Genomic DNA, 20,324 nt, shown 5'->3' with positions numbered 1-20,324 from the left:
ATGGCGTTGATAATGGAGGAGAGCAGCGTGCTTGCACTAAAGTGGGAAGACGTACTGAATTCAACTAAACGTGCAGTAGATGACGCAGCAGACAAATTTATGATGACACCGGAAATAGCACAAGAACTGGACAGCATTTTAGATAATAAAAATATTAAGCCTGTTTTTCAGCCGATCGTATCCCTGACCGATGCGACGGTTATTGGTTATGAGGCCCTGAGCAGAGGCCCGCAGAATTCCAGTCTGGAGCGTCCTGATGTTCTGTTTCTGGCCGCCGAGAAAGCAAATAAAGTATGGGAACTGGACTTTTTGTGCCGGGCAAAAGCGCTGGAAAAGGCTAAATATCTGCCGCCAACCAAGATGCTGTTTATTAATGTCGACCCGAAAATTATGAATGACGGCCGGTTCGAAAAGGGTGTTACCAAAGAAATACTGGACGAATACCATATCGATGCCACCAACATTATCTTTGAAATTACAGAAAAGACCTCGATTGATGATTATAAAAGTTTTCGCAAAGTGTTAGATAATTATACCAGCCAGGGTTACAAGATTGCCATCGACGATACCGGATCAGGGTATTCCGGCCTGAAAATGCTGGCGGAAACCCGGCCGCAGTTCATCAAAATCGACATGGACCTGGTGCGCAACATTGACAGGGATACGCTGAAACAGGCCTTGATGCGTGCTTTTCAAGAGTTTGCCGTAATCACCAATATGAAGATCGTTGCCGAGGGCATTGAAACCATTAGTGAATTAAACACCTTAATTGACATTGGAATTCCCTATGGGCAGGGTTATTATCTGCAGAAACCGGCACCTGAGTTCCTGGAAATTTCGCCGGCCATCAAAAGCAGCATTTTAACCAAACAGGAACAAAAGAAACAGGAGTCGTTCCACACTCCGCTGACCATTCCCATTGGTGAAATTGCCAGGCGTGATCCCTGTTTTGAGTATGATACTCTGGGGTGTCAGGCCATGGAGTTTTTTGAACAGCATCATAATCTTATGGGTATTACCGTTGTACAGGATCAATGTCCGGTAGGGCTGTTAATGCGCAATACCTTTTTCGGCCAACTGGCCACGAAATACGGACTGGCGGTCTATATGAACCGACAGGTCGGCCTGCTGATGGACCGCAATCCGTTAATTGTCGATTATTATACCCCCCTGGAGCAGGTATCGAAATCGGCCGTTTCCCGGCCGGAAAAAAATCTGTATGATTATATTGTGGTCACTAAAGATGGTCAATATTTTGGCATTATTACTGTAAAATGCCTGTTGGAGAAGACGACGCAACTAGAGGTGAACCGGGCGAAACACTGCAATCCGCTCAGCGGACTGCCCGGCAATATTCTGATTGAACAAAAACTCAGGCAGGAGTTGGAACGGGGAGGCGATTTTTTCGTATTGTATTTTGATCTTGATAATTTTAAAGCCTATAATGATACGTACGGCTTTGAAAACGGCGATAAAGTTTTGTCAATACTGGCACAAATTCTTAAACAACAACTGGACGGCCCGGACGATGAGGACCGTTTTGTCGGCCATATTGGCGGCGATGATTTTATTGCCGTACTGAAAAAAGTTGATGTTGCCTTGTTATGCCAAGCAGTTATTGAGACCTTTGACATCCGAATCCGGGATTTTTATACCGAGGCCGATCAACTTGCCGGCTACATTACGGCAAAAAATCGGCATGGGGTGGAAGAACGGTTCCCGCTCATGACCCTGTCGATTGCTGTTGTCAGCAATACTTGCGGCCGCTTTAAAACCATCACGGCACTGGCCGAAGCGGCGGGAGTCGTCAAAAAACAATGTAAATTGCTCTGGAAAAGCTGTTATTTCATTGGCCCTGGAAACGGTTAGATACAAGCACGTTGAATTTAGTTTCAACGTATTTTTTGGCAGGTATGATTACCAGATTTAGCTTCCAAATTAACGTAAAGTTTACAAGGACTTAACACATGGGTGTTTACAATGCTTTACAATTTAAATGTGTTAAACAAAAAAATTAGGAGGTCTCAATTCGATGAAAGTAATTCAAAAATCGAAAGTGTTGGCAACTGCGTTGTGCCTGGTACTGGGGATGAGTTTGGTTGCAGGGTGCGGAGGCTCTAAGACCAGTTCGGATGCTAACAAAGAAGCTGCGGTAGAAGTAGAAGGCACGGTTACGGCTTCTGGCTCAACTGCTTTGTTGCCGCTTTTGAAACCGGCCCAGGAAGAGTTTCAGAAGAAACATGCCAAAGTTACTATTAACATTGCCGGTGGCGGCTCTTTCACAGGAATGAACCAGGTTGCGGCAGGTTCCGTTAATATTGGCAACTCCGATGTAGCGCTTCCGGCCGAATATAAAGATAAGGGGCTTGTTGACCACCAGGTTGCCGTAGCACCTTTTGTGTTTATTGCCAATCAGGACGTAAGCGTGGATAATCTTACCATACAGCAATATGTAGATATTCTTACCGGTAAGGTTACCAACTGGAAAGATGTTGGCGGCAAGGATCAGAAAATTACCCTGATTCACCGGGCAAAATCCTCCGGGTCCCGCGCCACCATCAGCGAAGCTGTTCTTAAAGGCGCCGCTTTCACCGACAATGCGGTCATTCAGGATTCCAACGGTGCAGTACGTTCGGCGATTGCCAGCACTCCCGGCTCTATCGGTTATGTGGACGCCGCTTATGCCGACAGTTCGGTAAAAGCGTTGGCTATTGATGGTGTGAAGTACAGCCCGGCAGCCGTTATCGACGGCAAATACAAAGTATTCGCTTATGAACATATGTACACCAAAGGTGAAGCTACCGGCGCAGTCAAAGCATTCATTGATTATGTTATGAGCAAGGAGTTCCAGGAAACCTATGTGGAGAAAAACGGATTTATTCCGGTAACCAAAATGAAAAAATAAATATGGCTATGGAATATAAGGGGCCGTGCCTGGAGGCGCAGCCCCTTGTTGTGATTTAACATAAACTTAACAAAGCGTTAACAAAATGTTTTTCGCAGATGTTTTATAATGGAACTTGTAGGGGGATTAAAAATAGAGGGTGTGAGGTTATGGAGTTGGCGGAGACTTGTACGAATACAATCGATAAGGGTCATAAATGGAAACTGATGTGTGACCGGTATGTCCGTTATTTATTTGTTGCCAGTGCCGGCCTGATGACGGTTATCATTTTATCAATTATCTTGTTTGTAGGGCAGCAAGGTCTGTTGACTTTTAAAGAAGTCGGTCCGCTGGAATTCTTTTTTTCCACCAGATGGGATCCGATGGAAGGTCATTACGGCGCGTTCAGTTTTATTGCCGGGTCCATATTGGTTACTGTCCTGGCGATCTTATTCGGAGCGCCGCTGGGGCTGGCGGGAGCCATGTTTATGGCCAAAATTGCTCCGGCCAAACTGCGGGAAGTTATGCGGCCGGCGACCGATTTATATGTTGCCATTCCCTCGGTAGTGTACGGGTTTGTAGGAATGACTATCCTTGTGCCGTTTATTCGTGAACAGTTTCATGTAAGCTCCGGATTTGGCTTACTGGCTGCGGCCATCATCCTGTCCGTTATGATTTTGCCGACCATTATCAGCATATCCGAAGATGCTTTACGGGCAGTGCCGCGTACCCTGGAGGAGGCGTCGCTGGCATTGGGCGCCACCCGCTGGCAAACGATTTGGAAAGTGTTGGTGCCGGCGGCACTGCCGGGAATTTTGACCTCGATCATTTTGGCCATGGCCAGGGCAGTCGGGGAAACCATGGCGGTGCAAATGGTGATCGGTAATACGCCGCAGCTGGCAAAATCTTTGTTTATGCCGACTTCGACCTTACCCAGTGAGATTGTTGTAGAAATGGGTAATACCCCCTTTGGTTCCGCCTGGGGCAATTCCCTGTTTTTAATGGCCTTGGTGTTGCTATTGCTTTCACTGGGCATGATTCTTGTCATTCGGCGCATTGCACGGGAAAGGGTGGGATGAAATGTCGTCCGCTTATTTGAAACGGTCACACATAGTGAATAATCTGGCGACCGCCGTCATGTGGTTTTCCGGGTTTGTCATTATGGGTATTCTGGTGGCTTTTTTGTTATATATATTGTACCGGGGACTACCGGTGCTGTCCTGGAATTTTGTCAGCGGCATGCCCAGTGATATTAATCCCGGAGGCGGAGTGGGACCGCAGCTTTTTAACTCCTTTTATATTTTGGTGCTTTCGCTTTTATTTTCCATTCCGGTAGCGGTGGGAGCCGGTATATACCTGGCTGAGTATGCGGCCAACAACCGGTTAACCGATATGATACGCCTGAGCACAGAAAGTCTGGCCACCGTTCCCTCCATTGTTTTGGGCTTGTTTGGCATGATTATTTTTGTCAATATGCTGGGCGCGGGCTTTAGTATCATTGGCGGGGCGTTGACACTAACACTGTTAAATCTACCGGTATTGGTACGGGTTACGGAGGAGTCCATCCGTACGGTGCCCAACGCCTATCGGGAAGCCAGCCTGGCTTTGGGGGCTACAAAATGGCAGACTATCTGGCGGGTAGTCCTGCCCAATGCGCTGCCGGGTATCATCACCGGCATTACGTTAACTGCCGGGCGGGCCATGGGAGAAACCGCCATCCTGATTTTTACCGCCGGTACGACCGTATCACGGCATGTACCCGACTTTGACGTAACGGCAGCCGGCGAAACCCTGGCCGTGCATATGTGGTACGTTATGGCGGTTGGGCTGGTCCCTGACCGGATGGACATTGCGAACGGCATTGGCGCTCTGTTGATTATCACGATTTTGGCGTTTAACCTGATGTTTACCATCCCCGGTAGAATACTGCAGCGAAAGATGGGAGCCAGCCGTCATTAAGCTGGCAAGGAAACATAAAACCACAGGCAGAAGTGTCGCCGACGCTTCTGCCTGTGGTTTTATGTTTCTATTAGTGACCCTGTTAAATTTCTGTTAATATCCTGTAAAATATGTGTTTTTGGTATATATATACAAAAAGAAAAATGCTACTATGTAAACAAAATATATAAACCAAGCGGAGGCGGATAATGGGCAATCGATTCGAGGTTTGGAAAAACAAACTGTTACGCTGCATTACAGGCTTGCCGAAAACATTCCACCGGGAGGCTTTGTTGCGGACTGTCCATTCCTTGGTAACAAGGGCAACAGGTTTTATTATTCTTACTTGTCTGATCCCCATGTTTGTGATTAGTTGGTATTTCGCCGGACAAACAGTGCAGAGTCTGACAGCAGCGGCTGTGGATAAAAATAATAAAGTGGCTGAGCGGGTGGCCGGGGACTTGGGGCGATATCTGCAGAATAAGCGGAATTTTATTATGGTTGCCGGCGGCCATCAGGAAGTTCGTACGCTGCAGCCGGCAGAGGTAGAACAGTATCTGGGTAAGCTGCAAGCTTATTATGGTGGCAATGATCCGTTGTTTGTGACCAGGAAGGATGGCGTACAAATGGGTTCCGGTAATTACCGGCATTTGGATAATATTACCGGTCAAAGTTATTTTAGCAGTGCAATGAACGGGCAAACCCAGTTTTCCGAGCCGGTGCGTACAGCCGGTGATCAGCTGAATATCATCCAAACCACGCCCATTTATGATACAAACAATCGTATTCAGGGCGTTCTGGGAGCTTTCATCTCACTTACTACCCTGCAGACCATGGTGGAGGGCATTTTAGCACAAAATCCGGGTTATGCCGTCATCATTGTGGACAGCAACCGGATACCGCTATTTTATCAGAACGATACAACCGCCGTTACAGAACGTAAGGTCCTGGAGGATGATTTTTATCAAAAGGCGGTTACGGAACAGACCGGAGATACGGTGGGCATTATGCGGGGACAGGAATATCTTGTATCTTACAGGCCTATTGCCGATACGCCATGGCTGGTTATTTCGGCCTATCCCAAGCGGCTGGCCCTGCAGGCGGCTGACGACATGGTCAGCAACAGCATTCTGGTGGCCGCATTATTAACGCTGCTGTGTATTGTGTCCGGCTTTTTTGCCATCCGCAAAACCTTGGCGCCGCTTAAAGGGCTGGTACGGGGGGTACAAAACGTGGCCCGGGGGGATTTGGCCTCCCGTCTGGATACCGGCCGTAAAGATGAACTGGGTTATGTGGCGGGTGCTTTTAACGGTATGGCGGATAACTTACGGCAAATTGTCCTGTCAGTTAAAGAATCTTCCGCCATGGTTCTGGATTCATCGGGTCAGGTGGCGGCGTTATCGGAAAATTCCAAAACGGCCAGTACGCAGGTAGCCGCCTCGATAAGCGACATAGCCGGGAAAATGACCGAGCAAAGCCGGGATACACAAACCACCAAATTGCTGCTGCAGGAGTTGGTCGATATTACGAAAGAAGTTACCGATAATATGGAGCAGCTGGCACATTCGACAGATATTTGTTCGTCAGCAGCGATGGAAGGGCAGTCGGTTATTGAAGAGACGGTCGATACCATCCATAATATAAAAGCGCTGGTGGACAAAACGGCCGGTACTGTTGACGTTCTAGTTGCCAGTACGCGGGAGATTGGCCAGATTACCCGCGTCATTAAAGAGATCGCGGATCAGACTAATTTGCTGGCGTTAAATGCGGCGATTGAAGCGGCACGGGCCGGTGAGGCCGGCCGCGGCTTTGCCGTGGTGGCTGACGAGGTGCGCAAACTGGCAGAGCAGTCAACCAAGTCGACCGGAAATATTTCCGACATCATCGGCAGAATCCATGAGGAGGCGGAAGGAGCCACGGCAGCCATGCAGCAAAGCCTGAACTACGTTGATAAAGGTGTGAAAATTGCCCAGCACAGCGGGGAAGCCTTTGAAAACATAGTGGAAGGAATTCGCCAGGCGCAGCTCCAATCGGCAACGATTACGAAAAAAACGGCCAACCAATTACTTCTTTGTGACCAAGCCATGTCAGCGGTGGAGCGAATTCACGATGTAGCGGCCGCCAACAGCAGCGGAGTTCAGGAAATATCCGCTATATCGGAAGAACAGACGGCATCGGTGCACGATATTACACATTCTCTCGGACAACTGAAAGTTTTGGCACTGCGGTTGGAAAGTATGGTACAAACATTTAAAGTATCGTGAAAGTCGCCAGCAATCCTAATTCTGTGATACTGACGATATTTTCCGTAACCCCGTGTTGCCGCAATCGGCATACGTCCGGTCCGCCTCGTTCTTCCCCACTTACAAGGGAAAAATCCTGCAATCTAATATAATGTTTTAAATGACGCATGTTGCTAGGCTAGAATAGGAACCGTTTGGTTAAATACATGCAAGTTTATGATAAATTTTCTGCATTCCTGCCATACTAATAGCAGTTATTGCTGAAGGAGGAAACAGGATGCAGAACAAAAACCGAAGATATGTACTCATGATGGCAGGGGTTATGGCCGTAATCATGGCCATAGGCGGGTGCAACTGGTTTAAAGGGCCGCAGCAAAAGCCGGAGAACAAACCGCCTGCACCTAAACAGCAGCAAGCCGGCAGCGAACCTGATATTTCCGTATATATGCATGAAACCGGAGAAAAAAAATCAATGAGGATGGAAGAGTATATCGCCGGAGTTGTGGCCGGGGAAATGAAAAACGACTGGCCGCTGGAAGCGCTGGCGGCTCAGGCGATTCTGGCCCGGACCTTTACTCTCCAGAAAATTGAAGAAGAAGGTGGCGTACCGGCGCGGGGAACGCAGGCTTCCACCGATATCAAGGAATTTCAAGCTTACAGTGCCGGGGATGTCAACGATAATGTCCGGAAAGCCGTGGACATGACCCGCGGTATGATTTTAACCTATCAGAATCGTCCCATTCGTGCCTGGTTTCATGCCAGTGCCGGCGGTATTACCGCTACAGCCAAGGAAGGGCTGGAGTTTAAGGAGGATGAACCGCCGTATATCCAAAGTGTTCAGTCACCGGATGATCTGGCACCTGACGATGTAAAGAACTGGACGGCGGAATTTACAAAACAGGAAGTTATGGAGGCTATGCGTGCTAAAGGAAAATCCGTGGAGGCCATTGACCGGATAGAAATACAGAAAAAAGGTCCCTCCGGACGGGTATTGAGTTTTCTGGTGAATGGAAACACGGAAATTTCAGGGCCTGAGCTTAGAGTCGGTCTGGATAGCACCAAGCTTAAATCCATGTTGCTGGATAAGGTGGATATTACCGGGGATTCGGTCCTTTTTACCGGTAAAGGGTATGGTCATGGTGTCGGGATGTCCCAGTGGGGAGCGTATCGGATGGCCAAAGAAGGAAAGAAACCGGAGGATATCGTTAATTATTACTTTAAGAATATCACGATTGAGAAGCGCTGGGAGTAAAATATAAACGGCAAATAGCTGTCATGGCTATTTGCCGTTTATATTTTATGGAGAGTTTGGTACTATTTGTCCGTCAACAGGCATATACATCAATAAGTTTATTGATAAACTGGGAGGGAAAGGCAATGCCGGTTGATAACAGAACGCCGAAATGGCAGCATCAGTTGCATCTGGTGGAAAGAGAAGAGTTATCTATAGAGGGAGTCGTCAGTTTGGGCAGTTATGATGAAACTGAAATCATCATGGAGACAGAACAGGGAATGTTGGTTGTCAGGGGTGAGCAACTGAATATAAAGCAGCTTAATCTGGAACAGGGAAGTCTTGTTGTGGAAGGAATGGTCAAGGGAATCAGCTATGATGATGCCGTACATCAGAAAAAGGGGCTGCTGGACCGGTTTTTGAAATAAAAGTATTGCTGAGAGGCAGGGAGGAATACCGTTGCGCCGTAAGTGGCTTACCATTTGGCGTGTTGGTGTGGGACTGTTGGTGGTGGAACTGGTTGTCTATGGGATGCTTCAGGTGTTTAGTTTCGGTTGCCGCAGCCTTGCCTGGAGACAATTTAATGCCGGAGTTAACAATGAGAAGCGTCAGGTTGAAGAGATTCCTTATGCTGAGCTGATCAATTATTGGTCGGAACAGGCCGGAATCAGTCCGGAACTGGTTGCAGCCGTAATTTATGCGGAAAGCTCTTTTCAGCCCAAAGCGGTGTCGCCGGCCGGAGCCAGAGGCTTGATGCAAATCATGCCGGACACCTGGCAGGTGATAAATAAAGAGATTCAGGCCTGTAAATTTCACCATAACGGTAAATGTACAACGGCATGCTATGAAGACGCCGGCATGAATATCCATATTGGGACGGTTTATCTCGGCCGCTTATTAGAAAGATATAACCAAAACGCGGTTTGGGCCCTGGCAGCTTATAATGCCGGCCCTGCTGCAGTGGAAAAGTATCAGGGAATACCGCCATTTACGGAAACGCAAAGTTACGTTCAGAGAATTATCCTGTACTGGTTTGACATACATAAAGCCGACAGCTTGCTGTATGAAATGGGGATGCGTGAACTGGATTCTGTCTATCATTATATTCGCGGAATGATGGCGGTCACCTTGAGTTTGGTGGCCTGCGCGCTCTGGCGTTTAGTCAAAGAATACCGTTCCTGGCATTGGTACTAACTATAGCATACCCTAAACCCATGTAAGTACTGTGGGATACATATTTTTGGTAAACTGCGCTGTCGTCGACCGGCATACGTCGGTATGCCTCATTGTTCCGCCGCGTTTTACGAAAATCTCTTCGCCATGGTACTTAACGTTTTAAGGCGGACACTTACCGGCACTGTATCAACAGGACGGCTCTAAAGAAGGTGACAGGATGGAACTAAGCGGACAGGCTGCGATCTTTGGCATTATGCTGGCAACAGGAATGGCTTTGGGAATTGTATTTGATTGCTATCGTGTCATGCGTGCCTTGCTGAGGCTGAAGAAGGTTGCCACGGCAATTGCTGATATTTTGTATTGGCTGTTGGCCACGGGTCTTGTTTTTTTGGTGTTAATGCTCAGCAACTGGGGTGAACTCAGGTTTTACGTATTTATCGGCCTCATTACAGGGGTATTTTGCTATTACCGGTTATTCAGCTCCGCCGTAATCCGTCTATTGATTCAGGCTACGCGAATGCTGGCCGCTGCCGGAAGATACGGTAAACTGGTTTTGGTTTTTCTGCTGATAAAGCCGCTGCGGCTGGTAGCCAGAGTGGTGTACTTTCCTTTTGGCTTTGTTGGCAGAAAGGTGAGGAATATCAAAAACAGCCTAAAGAAAAACTGGAACAATCACAAACCGCCGGACGGCAAAGAAATACCACCGCAATAGGCAGGGAATTACGGCCTAAAAGAAGGAATGTCGATATGACCGGCGAATTCATTTTACGTACAGATACTATGGACGATGGTGGTGCAGAGTTATGAAGCAGCGGCGCAAATACCGGATCAACTGGTTCCGTCTGGTGATGGTAGGACTGATAGCGTATTTTGCCTATTTATCTTTTGGACAACAGGCCCAGTTGAATATGATCAATCAGGAGGCTGAAAAAGCCCAGACCCAGTTGGAGGAAGCCAAACAGCTAAACATCAAGCTTAACGAAGAGCGCAGCCGTCTGCATGACCGGGCTTATGTCGAAAAAATTGCCCGCGAAGAACTGGGGTTGGTGAAGCCCGGAGAAGTGCCTTATGTCCCGGCCAAGGAGGAGCAGTAGCCGTTTATTAAGGATTTTTTAAATTGTGGCAGTATTTCTTGACACCTTTTCATGGTCAAGAGTATAATATGGTTGCAAAACGAGTTTTTAAGGAGGATAATTGTTAGTATGTCCATTGAAATTGGCAGTGTGGTAGAGGGCGTTGTAACCGGAATTACAAATTTCGGTGCGTTTGTTGAACTGCCTGGAGGAAAAGTTGGTCTTATTCATATTTCTGAAGTTGCTGATGTGTATGTCCGTGATGTAAAAGATTTTCTTAAGGAACAGGATAAGGTTAAGGTAAAAGTACTGTCGGTTGATGAACGCGGCAAAATCGGGTTATCCATCAAGCAGCTGCAGGTGCCTAATCCCAATCCGGTTGCAGGTCCCAAACATATGCACGCCAATGACAATCGGCGTCCTGCCAATGACAATCGGCGTCCCAACAAGTTTAACACATTATCTTTTGAGGATAAGCTCAGTAAGTTTTTAAAAGATAGTGATGAACGTCTGGGAGATTTGAAACGCAACACAGAATCAAAACGCGGCGGCCGTGGTGCTGCCCGTAGGGCTGAATAATCAGCAGGGCCTTCCCCCGTTGGGAAGGTTCTTTTTTTGTCGCGAAAAACGGGCCTTTCTCCGGTTATATCGACAATTTGCCGCGGGCTTATGTCCCCGGCGGGAAGAGTAACGGCGTAAGCTGTGTTTGTATTTGTACTTTTGCTTTAGGATATGTCGGAATATTTTATGGTGGGGCTGACTTGTTCAGACAAACATTCATTTCTGTTTTATGTAAAATGTTAGTACGATATAGTCCTTTTTCTGGACGGATAACAGAGGTGGATGATTTTATGTTAAAAGCAACAGTGGCTTCGTTGCCGGAAAAAACACCGGGTACGGTGGAATGTGTAGAAGAAATCCGACAGATGCCGGTCGTCAGGAAGCTGGCAGCCAAAGTGGTTGTACAGAAAATCGCCAGGCAGATTCTTGCTGTGATAACGCCTCAATATATACTGATTAATACGCTGGCCTTTCTATTGTCCAGAGTCACGATTCTGGGTGAAATATCGCCTTTCGGCCTGGCCTATTTTGCCGCGGTGGCCCAGTTCCTGCCACGACAGGCGGTGCCCACCGGTTTTTGGGTAGTCGCCGGAACCCTTTCGGGCGGGTATTATAGCGAAGCATTACTTTCGGTCTTTTCGGTATTGGTATATATGCGACTGGCAAAGCGCCTTACTTTGCTGCATAAAAAGCTGTTGGCCGTTCCTATGCTGCTCTTTGCCACCATATTGACGGGCGGATTAGTCTTGGCTCTGCTTTCTTCCGAGCAGTTTGTTTTATATCATATCCTGGAGGTTACGCTTAATGCCGCTATGGCCATGTTGCTGGCTTATGCATTCATGTATGCGCTTCCGGTGCTGGCATCGGCAAAAACTTCCGGGGCTCAGCAGGTGTCCAATGAAAACTTTATGTGTGTTGTTTTATTGGTTGCTGTGGCGATAGGCGGTTTGGAACGGATCGTGCTGTTTGATTTTAACCTGCAAAACATAGCCAGCAGCCTGTTTGTGATGGCCTTGGCACTGGCCGGAGGCGTCGGCCCGGGAGCTGCCGGCGGTGTTGTTGTTGGTTTAGCTTCGGCTCTGCTGGCGGGGGTGGACTTAAGTATCGGTTATTACGCCCTGGCAGGAGCGCTGGCCGGAATGTTTCATAAATTTGGTAAATTTGCCGTTATTTTGGGGTTTGAATTTGGCGCTGTATTGACGGTTTTATTTTTTGGACAAGCCGGTGAGCTCATAAAAGTGGTCAGTGAGTCCTCCCTGGCGGCCGGGCTGTTTTTTCTTTTGCCGGTACAATGGCTGGGCATATGGCCGGGACGTCTGTTTAAAAACGTGCACGGTCTTTCGGCTTCACTGCGGATTGCTGCGGCGACTGCCAAATTAAATGATGTTGCCGCCATGTTTACTGATTTGGCCGCAAGCCTGCAACAACAGAATACCCCCCGCATGGAGGGGCTGACGGAGGAAGAAGCCGCCAAAGTTCTGACGACAGTCGGCGAACAAGTTTGTTTTCATTGTACAAGAAGGGAAATCTGCTGGAAAACAGATTTTTATCGAACTTATCAGGCGCTGATGGATGTATGGCTGGCAGCGGACGGCCCCATAAGACCGGATGCTCTGCCGCAGCCTTTACGGGACAACTGCAGCCGCAAACAGCCATTGACCGACATGATGAATGCTGTCCTGGCGCATCATGGCTATTGGCAGCAGAAAACAGGTGATCAGCGGCGTCTGGTTGCTGACCATATGAGAGCACTTGCCGGTATTGTCGGCAATTTGGCGCAGGAGATAAACCAAGAGACCAACCGGGCCGAAAGGCTGGCAGAAACCCTTTCCGCCCATGCTGAAGGGCAGGGAATCGCTCTTTCCGGAATTGGTGTTATCGGTGAAGAAGAAAATCTGGTAATCCGGATCGAAAAACAACCTTGCCATGGACAGCATGAATGTCGTGAGTGCCTCTTGCCGCTTGCCGCCAATCTGACACAGGAACAAATGAGTTTGCATACACAGTGCGGCAATATCAGGCGCCGGCAAAACTGCCGTATTGTCATTCAATCCGCCAGGCGGTTTGAGGTTCAGTCAGGTATGGCCAGCGCGGCTAAAGAGGCCAGGGGGGTTTGCGGTGATACTTGCAGGGTAACTAAGCTGCCGCAGGGGAAAATACTGGTACTGCTTAGTGACGGTATGGGGATTGGTTATGCTGCCGCCAGCGAAAGCGGTACGGCGGTACAGGTTATGGAAAGGTTGTTGAAAGCGGGCTTTGCGGTGGATGCAGCTGTAAAAACAGCAAATGCCATGTTGCTTCTGCAAGAGCCGCAGGAGACTTTTGCGACAATGGATATGGCCATTGTGGATACGTGCAACGGAGAAGTGGAATTTCTCAAAATTGGCGCATCACCCAGTTTTGTAAAACGCGTACATGAAGTAGGTATGATCAGGACGGCTTCCTTGCCAATTGGTATTTTGCAGCAGATTGAAATCGAACCGGTGAAGGCACAGTTGGTAGCAGGAGATATTATTGTAATGGTCAGTGACGGGGTGTTTGACGTCCAGCCTTCTCAACCGGGGAAGGAAAGCTGGCTGGCTAACTTTTTACGGCGGATGGCCAGTAATAACCCGCAAGAAATCGCGCAGAGAATTTTAGCTGAAAGCCGGCGGTTGTCCGGCGGGCAGATTAAGGATGATATGACGGTGTTGGCTGTGCGGCTGGCGGAAAAGACTGTATAATGCCTTGCATTACATGGTCGTTGTTAAGGGATGCTGAGAGGAATCAGCATCCCTTTCCTGTGAGTTCTTTTTGATTAATAAAGGCCGGTAAAGGCTATAATATCCAATATTCGGTTTATGGCAGGATATTTAAAGCAGCAGGCGAAATGATAACAGGTAGGAAAGGTGGGAGCGGAAGTCTTGAAGTCGCAGTTGGAAAGTATTGCCCTACTGGCGGTGTCGGCCGGAGAAATTATGCTGAAGAACGGAGGCGAAACCAGGCGGGTGGAGGAAACTATGGAGCATGTGGCCCGTGCTTGTGGTGCGGCGAGGGTGGAGAGCTTTGTCATCCCTACCGGCGTATTTTTAACGGTAAGTGATGAAGCCGGGCAATCATTAACCATGATCCGGCGGGTACGTGACCGGACGATTAATCTGGACCGCATAGCGAAGGTCAATGAGCTTTCCCGCCGGCTGGTAGAGCGGCGGATGGATTATCAGAATGCCAGAGCTATTTTGGAACGGATTGCCAAAGAAAGAACGGGCTTTGCTCTTATGGGATCACTTGCAGCCTCCGGTGCCATCGGGGCTACGACTGCAGTTATGCAGAACGGCGGTATATTTGAAGTGCTGGGTGCATTTGCAGCTGCCGGGACAATACGTTATTTGGCTCATATCGTCTCCAGACTGCATGGCACAACGGTTGCCTACGAGTTTTTGGGGGGCATGGTGGTGGCGGCCATGGGAACGGCATTCTATTATGTCTGGCCATGGTTGTTACGGGATGTTATTATTATCGGCGGTATCATGCCGCTGGTGCCGGGTATGGCTATTACCAATGCCTTACGGGATTTTATGGTGGGCGATTTAGTCAGCGGGCTGTCGCGGGGCATGGAAGCTTTACTTACTGCCGTAGCCGTTGCTATGGGTGCCTTTATCGTATTAGCAACCGTTATGTAGCGGGAGTCGGGAGGTTAGTCATGCTGATTGTTTTTAAACTGATTGCCGTATTTCTAATGTCCTTTTCGGTGGGAATACTATACCGTATTCCGCGTAGCCTGCTGTGCTATGTCGGTGTTGTCGGTGTGGCTGCCTGGGGTGTTATGCATACGGCGGGTGCTTTTGGGGCCAATATGATACTGGCTAATTTTCTGGGCAGTATCGTAATTGGCGGTGGTGCCGAAATGCTAGCCCGGCTTTTAAAAAAACCGGCAACGATTTTTATCATACCCGGATTTTTCCCCCTGGTGCCGGGCGGGGAGGCTTATACCACCATGCTGTATATGGTTAAAGGGCAATATGTCGCGGGAATATCGATGGGCATGCGCACCCTGCTGACCGGGGGAGCCATTGCTTTTGGCATATTTTCCAGTTCTATGGCATATCGGTTGATAACGAATTATAAAATAGGAAGTAGCATGAAACATGATCAAAAAGGTTAAATTGTTTATTGACCGCTATCATTTGCTGGCGGCAGATGATATTGTGGTGGCAGCCTGTTCGGGTGGAGCGGATTCCCTGGCATTGGTGCATATCTTGTGCGAATTGCGTTCAAGCTATGCTATAAGGTTAATCGTTGCTCATGTCGATCATATGATTAGAGGACAGGAAGCGGCAGCCGATTCGGATTTTGTGGCGGAATTTTGCCGGCAGCGCGGTCTTAGCTGTTTCCGGACCAAAATTGATGTGCCGGCTTTTGTAGAGGGCAGCGGCCGCTCGACGGAAGATGCGGCCAGAATGCTGCGTTACCGTTACCTGCGTCAGGTAGCTGCCGAAGCGGGCGGGGCGAAAATTGCCACAGGGCATCATCTTGATGATCAGGCCGAAACAGTGTTGCTGCATCTTTTGCGTGGAGCCGGCGCTGATGGATTGAAGGGCATGCAGCCTTATTCGGAAGGCGTGATCCGGCCTCTTCTCGGTGTAACCCGTGAAGAGGTGGAGGACTACTGCCGCCGGCAAGGACTCTCGCCCCGTCTGGACAGCACCAATTTACAGACGGATTATCTGCGTAATTCCATCAGACTGGAACTTTTTCCCTATCTGGAAGAGCGGTATAATCCGGCCATCAAGGCTTCCTTGTGCCGCACAGCGGCCATTATCGGCGATGAACATGCTTATATCCGCCTGGCGGCACAGGGGGTTTGGCAACAGGTAGTAAAACAGGGGGAAAGTCCGGATAGCCTGCTTTTGGATAAACCTGCCTTTGTTAGGCAGCATGTTGCCCTGCAGCGGGAATTATTTCGCATGGTTGTCGAAAAAAAACAGGGCCATCTAAGAGGAATAAGCTTCTATCATGTGGAAAAAATGATAGAGATGATGTTATATGGCCGGGTGGGCAGCGAATGCTTGCTGCCGGGCGGATTATTGGTTCGTAAAACCTATGCCGGACTGGAAATAGGAGCGAAACCGTGCAAACAGTCAAGTTGTGTCTGGGACAATGTGCCGGAAATTCTCCTGGAAGTACCGGGAGTAACCGTAGTAGCTGAATTAGGTTGTATAGTTCACGCACGTTTTATAAAAGCTACTGTTACAGACAAAAATTTGGAATCAGTGGTGCTGGATGCCGATCAAATCACCCCGCCGCTGATGATCAGAACGCGACTTCCCGGAGACCGTTTTACTCCTGCAGGGATGAAGAATGGCAGCAAAAAAATTAAGGATTTCTTTATTGATGCAAAAGTTGCGCGCGAGAAGCGCAGCCGGATACCTATTGTTTGCGATGCGGAGGGGATACTTTGGGTTTGTGGTTTTCGTCAGGCTGAACGCGCTAGAGTAACACATCATACGCAAAAATTTTTACAGCTGACAGTGGAGAGACGGGAGGAAAAAGATGGCACAGACAATGGTTGATGATGTAGAAAGAATATTAATCAGCACAGAAAAACTCAGGGAGCGCATTGGTGAAATGGGCCGGCAGATCACCGAAGATTATGCCGGTAAAGAAATTTTGATGATCGGGGTGTTGCGCGGGGCCGTCATTTTTATGGCTGATCTGGCGCGGTCTATTAAAGTTCCGGTGGCAATCGACTTTATGGCTGTTTCCAGTTATGGAATGGGAACTGCTTCCAGTGGTGTGGTACGCATCTTAAAAGATTTGGATGAGTCAGTGGAAGGAAAGCATGTTTTGGTTGTGGAAGATATCATTGATTCCGGACTGACGCTGAATTATTTGCTGGATAATATCAAATCCCGCAAACCGGCCAGCATCCGTATGTGTACGTTGCTCAACAAACCGGAGCGCCGTAAGGTGGATGTCCATATTGATTATAATGGTTTTACCATACCGGATGATTTTGTTATTGGTTATGGACTGGATTATGCGGAAAAATATCGCAATCTTCCTTTTATCGGAGTGCTAAAACCAGAGGTATATCAACGTTGATTTTTTTACAAACAAACGTTTTTGCAAATTGTTAAACACTTGATTCTATGCTATAATGTTCTACTATGGAGGCATTTGACTTTGAGTAATAACGGTTTTGGCTCTAGTGAGAGGAGGGCGACTTTTGAATAAATTTTTTCGTAATGTCAGTTTTTATTTGTTGATTATCATTATTGCAATTTCGATAATTGACTACTATTCCTCACGTACTACCAACAAACAGGAAATCAGTTATACGCAGTTTCTGCACCAAATTGCGGATCAAAAGGTGGAGCATGTCACTATTGTGGACAATTCGATCCGTGGCAGGCTGAAAGATGGTCAGGAGTTTACGACGGTTACCCCCAATGACCCCACACTCATTAATACATTACGGGAAAAAAATGTTGATATTAAAGCCGAGCAGCCACCGCAACCGCCTTGGTGGACTACCATTTTTTCCTCGGTATTGCCGATGCTGCTGTTAATCGGAGTATGGTTTTTCATTATGCAGCAGACGCAGGGCGGCGGCAATCGGGTTATGTCTTTTGGCAAAAGCCGGGCGAAGCTGCACGGTGAAGATAAAATTAAGGTTACATTTGGAGATGTAGCCGGTGCGGATGAAGCGAAACAGGAACTGGAAGAAGTCGTTGAATTCTTAAAACATCCGAAGAAGTTTAACGATTTGGGCGCACGCATTCCCAAGGGAGTTTTGCTGTTTGGACCTCCCGGAACAGGTAAAACCCTGCTGGCACGGGCAGTAGCCGGCGAAGCCGGAGTACCGTTTTTCAGCATCAGCGGTTCGGATTTTGTTGAAATGTTTGTCGGTGTAGGTGCCTCACGTGTTCGTGATCTGTTTGAGCAGGCCAAGAAAAATGCTCCGTGTATTGTTTTTATTGATGAGATTGATGCTGTCGGCCGTCAGCGCGGTGCGGGATTAGGCGGCGGACATGATGAACGGGAACAAACTTTAAATCAATTATTGGTGGAAATGGACGGTTTTGGCGTTAATGAGGGCATTATCATTATTGCCGCAACCAACCGTCCGGATATCCTGGATCCGGCACTCCTGCGTCCGGGACGTTTTGACCGCCAGATTGTAGTGGATAAACCGGATGTTAAGGGACGTCTGGAGATTTTGAAAGTTCATACCAAAGGCAAGCCGGTAACCAAGGAGGTTAACCTGGACGTTTTAGCGCGGCGCACACCAGGTTTTACCGGGGCGGATTTAAGTAACCTGGTAAACGAAGCGGCCTTGCTTGCCGCCCGCCGCAATAAACGGCGGATCGAAATGTTTGAACTGGAAGAAGCAGTAGAACGCGTTGTTGCCGGGCCGGAAAGGAAAAGCAAGGTCATCAGCGACAAGGAGAAGAAGCTTACGGCTTATCATGAGGCCGGTCATGCCTTGATCGGTATGCTGCTTACGCATACTGATCCGGTGCATAAGGTCTCCATAATTCCGCGCGGCAGAGCCGGGGGTTATACTCTCATGCTGCCGAAGGAAGACCGTTACTATGCCACCCGCTCGGAACTTTTAGATCAATTAAAGACGCTGCTTGGCGGACGTGTGGCGGAAGCCGTGGTACTGTCCGAGATCAGTACCGGAGCACAAAATGATTTGGAACGGGCTACCGAACTGGTCCGTAAAATGATTTGCGAATTTGGCATGAGCGAGGTATTGGGACCGATTACCTTCGGACGGCGTCAGGAACAGGTGTTTTTAGGCCGCGACATTTCCCGGGATCGTAACTACAGTGAGGAAGTTGCTTCGGCTATTGACCAGGAGGTGCGCCGGTTAATAGAGGACGCGTATGCGAAGACGGAAGAAATGCTGCGTACGAATCTGGATAAGCTTCATTTGATTGCTCAGGCACTGATCGAACATGAAACGCTGGAAGGCGAACAATTGCAGCAGTTATTGGAACAGGGCAGTATTGATAAACCGCAGAAAAAAGAAGCGAATGCAAAACAGCCGGCTGAGGAGCAAAAAAGCAATGAACCGGAGGAAAGTACCGACAATAAGGGTGAAAGTCCTAAAATTGTTTATTTTTCGTATGACGGCGAATAGCATGTCCATGAGTTGCTTGCAGCTTAAATATCACTGTAAGAAAAGACTTGATTATGCAAGTCTTTTCTTACTATGTAGGGAGAGTTGAAACATGAGTGAGGAATTACTTTACTATACCCGGAGCGGTAAGGTGGAATGCATACATCGTGGCAATATTGCGGTTGTTGATGGTAAAGGCCGGCTGCAGTACAGCGTGGGGCAGGCCGAGAAAAAGATGTTTTGGCGATCGGCGGCAAAACCCTTTCAGGTTCTGCCCTTGATCGAACGCGGAGGCATGGAAACTTTTTCGCTCACCCAGCAGGAAGTGGCCATAATGACGGCCTCGCATAGTGGCGAACCCGAGCATGTGCAGCTGATAGAAAGACTTCTGGCGAAACTTGGCTTTACTACGGCTGATTTAACTTGTGGCAGTGCCCGGCCGATGAGTGGAAAAGCGGCCAAAGAACTTATGTGCAGCAACCTGCCTTATCAGGCAGTGCACAATCCCTGTTCCGGAAAGCATTCCGGTATGCTGGCTTTAGCTAAACTGTTAGGCGTTTCTGCCGAGAATTATGCCGCTCTGGAACATCCTGTACAGCAGCATATGCTGGAAGCGGTGAGCCGGGCGGCAGGACTGGAGTCGTCTATGGTAGAGACCGGTATTGATGGCTGCGGGGTGCCGGTCTTCTATTTACCGCTTAAGCATATGGCCCAAGCGTATGCCAAACTGGGAAAACCGGTGGAAAACGATTGGCAGAAGAGTACAGCGGCTGTCACCGTAATTCGTGACGCGATGCTCAAATATCCGCAGCTTGTGGCTGGCAGCGGCCGTTTGGACACGGCTATCATGCAGGTCACCCGGGGTCGTATTTTAGCCAAGGTCGGAGCAGAAGCCGTGTATTGTCTTGCTTTGCCGGCCGATGGGCTGGGAGTCGCGCTGAAGATCGATGATGGCGGCAACCGCCCGCTTGCTCCGGTGGTGCTTAGCCTGCTAAAAAAGATGGAGTGGATTTCGGCAAGTGAGTTTGAGACCCTATCCGATAAATTTCCCTTTACACAAAAAAACCACCGTGGCGATATCATCGGCACAGTGGAAGCCGTATTTTAG

At 48.5% G+C, this 20,324-nt stretch carries 18 protein-coding genes; all 18 read left to right on the top strand.

The window, feature by feature from the left end; translation table 11 throughout:
* The 18 genes from P22_RS12670 (at position 1) to P22_RS12585 (ending at position 20,324) form a co-directional block, all read left to right on the top strand.
* Positions 1 to 1,869, top strand: coding sequence for a GGDEF domain-containing protein (locus P22_RS12670; RefSeq protein ID WP_235814643.1), 1,869 nt, complete (start codon positions 1 to 3; stop codon positions 1,867 to 1,869).
* Between the two features lie 163 nt (positions 1,870 to 2,032).
* The gene (locus P22_RS12665) at positions 2,033 to 2,905 is read left to right on the top strand and encodes a phosphate ABC transporter substrate-binding protein (RefSeq protein ID WP_054260616.1); all 873 of its coding nucleotides are present in this window, start codon (positions 2,033 to 2,035) and stop codon (positions 2,903 to 2,905) included.
* Positions 2,906 to 3,054: 149 nt separating this feature from the next.
* Positions 3,055 to 3,963 (top strand): phosphate ABC transporter permease subunit PstC, encoded by a 909-nt coding sequence (gene pstC, locus P22_RS12660; protein WP_054260615.1) that lies wholly within the window; start codon positions 3,055 to 3,057, stop codon positions 3,961 to 3,963.
* A 1-nt stretch (position 3,964) separates the two neighbouring features.
* On the top strand, positions 3,965 to 4,843 hold the full coding sequence (pstA, locus tag P22_RS12655) for a phosphate ABC transporter permease PstA (protein ID WP_054260614.1): 879 nt from the start codon (positions 3,965 to 3,967) through the stop codon (positions 4,841 to 4,843).
* A gap of 188 nt (positions 4,844 to 5,031) precedes the next feature.
* On the top strand, positions 5,032 to 7,086 hold the full coding sequence (locus tag P22_RS12650; protein ID WP_054260613.1) for a methyl-accepting chemotaxis protein: 2,055 nt from the start codon (positions 5,032 to 5,034) through the stop codon (positions 7,084 to 7,086).
* A gap of 256 nt (positions 7,087 to 7,342) precedes the next feature.
* Positions 7,343 to 8,317 (top strand): SpoIID/LytB domain-containing protein, encoded by a 975-nt coding sequence (locus tag P22_RS12645; protein ID WP_054260612.1) that lies wholly within the window; start codon positions 7,343 to 7,345, stop codon positions 8,315 to 8,317.
* Between the two features lie 125 nt (positions 8,318 to 8,442).
* Positions 8,443 to 8,724: a sporulation protein YabP gene (gene yabP / locus P22_RS12640; protein WP_054260611.1), complete on the top strand. Its 282-nt coding sequence runs from the start codon at positions 8,443 to 8,445 to the stop codon at positions 8,722 to 8,724.
* Between the two features lie 31 nt (positions 8,725 to 8,755).
* Positions 8,756 to 9,490: a lytic transglycosylase domain-containing protein gene (locus tag P22_RS12635; RefSeq protein WP_054260610.1), complete on the top strand. Its 735-nt coding sequence runs from the start codon at positions 8,756 to 8,758 to the stop codon at positions 9,488 to 9,490.
* Between the two features lie 199 nt (positions 9,491 to 9,689).
* Positions 9,690 to 10,184: a spore cortex biosynthesis protein YabQ gene (yabQ, locus tag P22_RS12630; protein ID WP_054260609.1), complete on the top strand. Its 495-nt coding sequence runs from the start codon at positions 9,690 to 9,692 to the stop codon at positions 10,182 to 10,184.
* Between the two features lie 91 nt (positions 10,185 to 10,275).
* On the top strand, positions 10,276 to 10,566 hold the full coding sequence (locus P22_RS12625) for an FtsB family cell division protein (protein ID WP_054260608.1): 291 nt from the start codon (positions 10,276 to 10,278) through the stop codon (positions 10,564 to 10,566).
* Between the two features lie 108 nt (positions 10,567 to 10,674).
* Complete coding sequence (locus tag P22_RS12620) at positions 10,675 to 11,124, top strand: S1 domain-containing RNA-binding protein (protein ID WP_054260607.1); 450 nt, start codon at positions 10,675 to 10,677, stop codon at positions 11,122 to 11,124.
* 272 nt (positions 11,125 to 11,396) lie between these two features.
* A complete protein-coding gene (spoIIE, locus tag P22_RS12615) occupies positions 11,397 to 13,829 on the top strand; it encodes a stage II sporulation protein E (RefSeq protein ID WP_054260606.1) in 2,433 nt (810 codons plus the stop codon).
* Between the two features lie 180 nt (positions 13,830 to 14,009).
* Complete coding sequence (locus P22_RS12610) at positions 14,010 to 14,768, top strand: threonine/serine exporter family protein (RefSeq protein WP_235814642.1); 759 nt, start codon at positions 14,010 to 14,012, stop codon at positions 14,766 to 14,768.
* A gap of 20 nt (positions 14,769 to 14,788) precedes the next feature.
* Positions 14,789 to 15,250, top strand: coding sequence for a threonine/serine exporter family protein (locus P22_RS12605; RefSeq protein ID WP_235814641.1), 462 nt, complete (start codon positions 14,789 to 14,791; stop codon positions 15,248 to 15,250).
* Positions 15,234 to 16,658 carry a tRNA lysidine(34) synthetase TilS gene (tilS, locus tag P22_RS12600; RefSeq protein WP_054260605.1) on the top strand — a complete coding sequence of 475 codons (1,425 nt, stop codon included), beginning with the start codon at positions 15,234 to 15,236 and terminating at the stop codon, positions 16,656 to 16,658. The genes P22_RS12605 and tilS overlap by 17 nt, the downstream gene beginning before the upstream one ends.
* Positions 16,651 to 17,190: a hypoxanthine phosphoribosyltransferase gene (gene hpt / locus P22_RS12595; RefSeq protein WP_054260740.1), complete on the top strand. Its 540-nt coding sequence runs from the start codon at positions 16,651 to 16,653 to the stop codon at positions 17,188 to 17,190. The genes tilS and hpt overlap by 8 nt, the downstream gene beginning before the upstream one ends.
* 124 nt (positions 17,191 to 17,314) lie before the next feature.
* Positions 17,315 to 19,237: an ATP-dependent zinc metalloprotease FtsH gene (ftsH, locus tag P22_RS12590; protein WP_054260604.1), complete on the top strand. Its 1,923-nt coding sequence runs from the start codon at positions 17,315 to 17,317 to the stop codon at positions 19,235 to 19,237.
* A 91-nt stretch (positions 19,238 to 19,328) separates the two neighbouring features.
* Complete coding sequence (locus P22_RS12585; RefSeq protein WP_054260603.1) at positions 19,329 to 20,324, top strand: asparaginase; 996 nt, start codon at positions 19,329 to 19,331, stop codon at positions 20,322 to 20,324.

Source organism: Propionispora sp. 2/2-37 (assembly GCF_001298735.1).
In the GTDB taxonomy this organism is placed as follows: Bacteria; Bacillota; Negativicutes; order Propionisporales; family Propionisporaceae; genus Propionispora.
The sequence above is the reverse complement of the archived record's forward strand: the minus strand, read 5'-3'. Positions and strand labels throughout refer to the sequence as shown.

Excerpts from the sequence above, each read along its gene's own strand:
- P22_RS12645 (WP_054260612.1), top strand. The coding sequence starts at position 7,343 with ATGCAGAACAAAAACCGAAGATATGTACTCATGATGGCAGGGGTTATG.
- P22_RS12650 (WP_054260613.1), top strand. The coding sequence starts at position 5,032 with ATGGGCAATCGATTCGAGGTTTGGAAAAACAAACTGTTACGCTGCATT.
- spoIIE (WP_054260606.1), top strand. The coding sequence starts at position 11,397 with ATGTTAAAAGCAACAGTGGCTTCGTTGCCGGAAAAAACACCGGGTACG.
- P22_RS12585 (WP_054260603.1), top strand. The coding sequence starts at position 19,329 with ATGAGTGAGGAATTACTTTACTATACCCGGAGCGGTAAGGTGGAATGC.
- P22_RS12605 (WP_235814641.1), top strand. The coding sequence starts at position 14,789 with ATGCTGATTGTTTTTAAACTGATTGCCGTATTTCTAATGTCCTTTTCG.
- tilS (WP_054260605.1), top strand. The coding sequence starts at position 15,234 with ATGATCAAAAAGGTTAAATTGTTTATTGACCGCTATCATTTGCTGGCG.
- yabP (WP_054260611.1), top strand. The coding sequence starts at position 8,443 with ATGCCGGTTGATAACAGAACGCCGAAATGGCAGCATCAGTTGCATCTG.
- pstA (WP_054260614.1), top strand. The coding sequence starts at position 3,965 with ATGTCGTCCGCTTATTTGAAACGGTCACACATAGTGAATAATCTGGCG.
- P22_RS12665 (WP_054260616.1), top strand. The coding sequence starts at position 2,033 with ATGAAAGTAATTCAAAAATCGAAAGTGTTGGCAACTGCGTTGTGCCTG.
- pstC (WP_054260615.1), top strand. The coding sequence starts at position 3,055 with ATGGAGTTGGCGGAGACTTGTACGAATACAATCGATAAGGGTCATAAA.
- yabQ (WP_054260609.1), top strand. The coding sequence starts at position 9,690 with ATGGAACTAAGCGGACAGGCTGCGATCTTTGGCATTATGCTGGCAACA.
- hpt (WP_054260740.1), top strand. The coding sequence starts at position 16,651 with ATGGTTGATGATGTAGAAAGAATATTAATCAGCACAGAAAAACTCAGG.
- P22_RS12625 (WP_054260608.1), top strand. The coding sequence starts at position 10,276 with ATGAAGCAGCGGCGCAAATACCGGATCAACTGGTTCCGTCTGGTGATG.
- P22_RS12620 (WP_054260607.1), top strand. The coding sequence starts at position 10,675 with ATGTCCATTGAAATTGGCAGTGTGGTAGAGGGCGTTGTAACCGGAATT.
- P22_RS12670 (WP_235814643.1), top strand. The coding sequence starts at position 1 with ATGGCGTTGATAATGGAGGAGAGCAGCGTGCTTGCACTAAAGTGGGAA.